This is a genomic window from Nostoc sp. UHCC 0251 (assembly GCF_034932245.1).
Lineage (GTDB): Bacteria > Cyanobacteriota > Cyanobacteriia > Cyanobacteriales > Nostocaceae > Nostoc.
The window spans coordinates 990-5125 of sequence record NZ_JAYGHD010000472.1; the positions used below are offsets into that span (position 1 = coordinate 990).

A 4136-nucleotide genomic window follows, 5' to 3' on the forward strand; every position below is an offset into this window, starting at 1 on the left:
TTGCTCTTCCTTGAGCGTCTTGTTCTAGGCGGAAGGTGTCTCCCGCACCTGCGGCACCATTGACCTCAACCACGTCAGACCCAGCATTACCGCTGATGCTGTCGCTACCGTCACCGTTGTTCCAGATGAGTCGGTCGTTGCCGGCTCCACCAGCAAAAGTGTCGTTACCACGATCTCCGATTATGGTATCGCTTCCGCCTCCACCGAATAGAGAGTCGATACCATCGCCACCTCGTAGCAAGTCATTACCAGCGTCACCATTAAGGGTGTCATTGCCACCACCACCAATTAGGGTATCACTTCCACCACCACCAGAGCCAGTTAAGGGTGTAGATGTACCACTACCATCAAGGGAATCATTGCCAGCGCCACCTGTAAAGCTGACTGCACTTACACTAGTTTCTTCCAAGTCGTTAACATCGAAGATGTCATTGCCTCCGCCACCATTGACTTCAAAACTCTCTGCGGTGTCTACAGTCAGAGTGAAGGGAACTAAGTTAAGCCGATCAAAGATTGCTCTTCCTTGAGCGTCTTGTTCTAGGCGGAAGGTGTCTCCCGCACCTGCGGCGCCGTTGACCTCAACCACGTCATCGCCAGCGTTACCCCTGATGCTGTCGCTACCGTCACCGTTGTTCCAGATGAGTCGGTCGTCGCCTGCTCCACCAGTGAAAATGTCGTTGCCACGATCTCCGATTATGGTATCGTTCCCGCCCCCACCAACTAGCAAGTCGATACCATCGCCACCTTGCAGCAGGTCATTACCAGCGCCACCATTGAGGGTGTCATCTCCATCACCACCAATTAGGGTGTCATTTCCACCAAAACCACTGAAGTTATCAGAAGCGGCATTACTAATACCTGTATCTGCTCTATTGGTTGGTCCTGATCCTGGGGTCCAAATTACTGCCATGATTAATACTCCTGATTTTTAAATTCTCAGTGAACAATGAGCCACTAGTACTTTATTTCTAAGAAAAGTATGAAAGTACTAGTTTCTGTCTACACGCTACAAAACTTGTAGGTTTTAGCTGCTAAGTATTATTCAGGGATACGTTCTTATTTTATGCAGAATATTTGTTTTTATAAAACTCATTTTTTATAAATTTTACAAACATACCTTACTATATGATGATTTTTTGGGTCATCTGAAAAATAAAAATATATTCGTGAATGCCTTTATTTAAGAGGTTTTCAGCCGATTAGATAACTTTAAATAAAGTTAAAATAATAAATGATAATTAAATAGTAACCCGTGCTTATGTTGTGGTTTTAATGACAACGTTTAACTTCTTTAGCAGTATTAATAAGCGAGTATTTACCTGTAAATTATAGTGAGGTTTTATCTAAAGTACTTAAAAGTGTCACCGACCTCAAAGCAGTAATCAACAATCGATCTATGCTGTTAATAGCCAAGGGTTTTTACTGAAGCTTGAAGCATGGATGTTTGCATTTACTCTGAAGTAAGTATTTATTTAATGAGTAAAATGTAATACTTGAATTTAATTGAATATTTCCGTTCTAGATTAATTTCAGTGGAGGTGAAGCGTAGAACCACTGAATGCACGACCTTATCGTTGCAAAGCATTTGGAAGTTAATAAACCAATATGGTTCAGTTAAAAAAAATTGTAAATTCGGTTAAGCAACGCGTAACCCAACAAAGCCTAGAAATGTTGGGTTTCTTTCCTCAACCCAAGCGTATTGGATGATAAGCCGCAACTTGGGTTGATGATTCAACTTTTGATGTTTTTATCTAGGAAGGCAGGAGGCAGATAGCGCAGCGTATACCCTTCGGGATGCTTCGCTTAGAGCGAGTCCGCGAGCGTCGGGCAGGAGGCAGGAGAAAAACTGCCCTTAATTCTGGGCATTTTCTCATTCTCTGGTTCTCAGCCAGAGAATGAGGAAAATTAACTCGCGGCTAAATTGCCCCAACCTACGTAGGGTAACTTTGCAGCTGTTGCTCGAACTTGGTCAGCATTGGCCACCAACTGACCGCAAGCGTCCCAAGTTCCAGAAATAAATGTACTTCTTGTCCCTTCACCGATCGCAACTGGGGCTGTGTAATCACCAATTTGCACTTGCAAGGTTTCCAGATTTACTGTCACGGTGGCTTGAGGATTGGCAGCGACTAACTCTTGCAGTTGTTTAACAGTAACAGCATCGGCACTCACACAAGGTATACCCATCGCCACACAGTTACCGAAAAAGATTTCGGCAAAGCTTTCACCGATTAAAGCTTGGATTCCCCATTTTGCGATCGCTTGGGGTGCATGTTCCCGTGATGAACCACAGCCAAAATTTCTATTGACTATTAAAATATTCGCCCCTTGGTACTGGGGTTGGTCAAAGGGATGTTCACCTTTCAGTGCTGTCCGATCATCAATAAATGCGCCTTCGCCTAACCCATCAAAGGTAACGGCTTTCAAATATCGCGCGGGAATGATGCGATCGGTATCTATATCATTGCCCACTAAGGGTATACCGCGCCCTGAAACTGTTTTAACTTCACTCACCATAAACTTTATTTACCTATCATTTCAATGACAGCCTGTTAATTTCTACAAATGACCAATGACAAATGACCAATGACCAAAAAATTACAACAACTCACGCACATCTGAGACTTCGCCTTTAATCGCAGCTGTGGCGACCATCGCCGGACTCATTAACAATGTCCGACCGGAAGAGGAACCCTGTCTTCCTTTAAAGTTGCGGTTAGAGGAAGAAGCGCTGATTTGTCTTCCTTGTAGCTTATCGGGGTTCATGGCCAGACACATAGAACATCCCGGTTCCCGCCATTCAAATCCAGCTTCTTGAAAGATTTTATCCAGTCCTTCAGCTTCCGCCTCTTCCTTCACCCGTTCCGAACCAGGGACAACAAAGGCTTTAATTCCCTCTGCAACGTGGCGACCTTTAGCGATTTTCGCCGCTTCTCGCAAATCACTAATTCTGCCGTTGGTGCAACTACCAATGAAGCAGACATCTATTTTCGTACCCTTAATCGGTTGACCGGGAAACAAATCCATGTAGCGGTAAGCTTCTTCAGCAATAAATCGGTCTTCTTCTAGCAGTTCTTCCGGCTGAGGTACTGACTGGTTGATACCGATACCTTGACCGGGAGTAATCCCCCAGGTGACAGTAGGAGAAATTTCCGCAGCGTCAAATATCACCACATTATCGTAATGGGCATCAGCATCGCTCTTGATGGAATCCCACCAAGCTACTGCCTTATCCCAATCTGCATCTTTAGGAGCAAAATCTCTACCTTTGAGGTAATCGTAGGTGACACGATCGGGATTGACATAGCCGCATCTAGCACCGCCTTCGATCGCCATATTGCAGACAGTCATCCTTTCTTCCATATTCATTTGCTCAAATGTCGTACCGGCAAATTCGTAGGCATATCCCACGCCACCTTTCACGCCAAGGGTGCGGATAATATGTAAAATTACATCTTTGGCATAAACACCAGGGTTGAGAGTGCCGTTAACTTCAATTCTGCGGACTTTCAGTTTAGAGAGAGCGAGGGTTTGGGAAGCAAGAACATCCCGGACTTGACTAGTACCAATACCAAATGCGATCGCACCAAATGCCCCATGACTGGAAGTGTGACTATCTCCACAAGCGATCGTCATTCCTGGTTGGGTGAGTCCGAGTTCTGGAGCGATGACGTGAACTATACCCTGGCTCCCAGAACCAATATTGTAAAAAGTTATGTTATTTTCTTGACAGTTATTTTCCAGCGCTTGAATCATTTCCTCTGCCAAGCTATCGACAAAAGGACGCGCCTGGTTTTCTGTCGGCACAATATGATCCACTGTAGCGACAGTCCGCTCTGGAAACAGTACTTTTAGACCCCTCTCGCGTAACATAGCAAAGGCCTGGGGACTGGTGACTTCATGAATTAGGTGAAGCCCGATAAATAGTTGCGTCAGCCCTGAGGGAAGTGTACCAACGGTGTGTAAGTCCCAAACTTTATCAAACAGGGTACCTTTGCTCATACGTCAATCAATATTTAAGGAGTCCGGTCTTAAATAGTATCAAAAAATAGTCTAGGTTTTCCTACATCACTTCATATTAGTTCTGACTTTTCACGTTATGTGGAAAAGTCCACGAAAAACCTAACCCCCTAACCCCC

General features: G+C 44.7%; 3 protein-coding genes. All 3 read right to left on the minus strand.

From position 1 onward, the window contains the following. Positions 1-910 (minus strand): calcium-binding protein (locus tag VB740_RS35760; RefSeq protein ID WP_323204542.1); only part of this gene is annotated, 910 nt, incomplete at its 3' end. Between the two features lie 995 nt (positions 911-1905). After that, entirely contained in the window at positions 1906-2514 is a 609-nt protein-coding gene (gene leuD, locus VB740_RS35765; RefSeq protein WP_323204543.1) for a 3-isopropylmalate dehydratase small subunit, read from the minus strand. Between the two features lie 81 nt (positions 2515-2595). Beyond that, positions 2596-3999, minus strand: coding sequence for a 3-isopropylmalate dehydratase large subunit (gene leuC, locus VB740_RS35770; RefSeq protein ID WP_323204544.1), 1404 nt, complete (start codon positions 3997-3999; stop codon positions 2596-2598). Positions 4000-4136 lie beyond the last annotated feature (137 nt).

Coding starts and splice junctions, on each gene's coding strand:
- leuD (WP_323204543.1), bottom strand. CDS start 2,514: ATGGTGAGTGAAGTTAAAACAGTTTCAGGGCGCGGTATACCCTTAGTG.
- leuC (WP_323204544.1), bottom strand. CDS start 3,999: ATGAGCAAAGGTACCCTGTTTGATAAAGTTTGGGACTTACACACCGTT.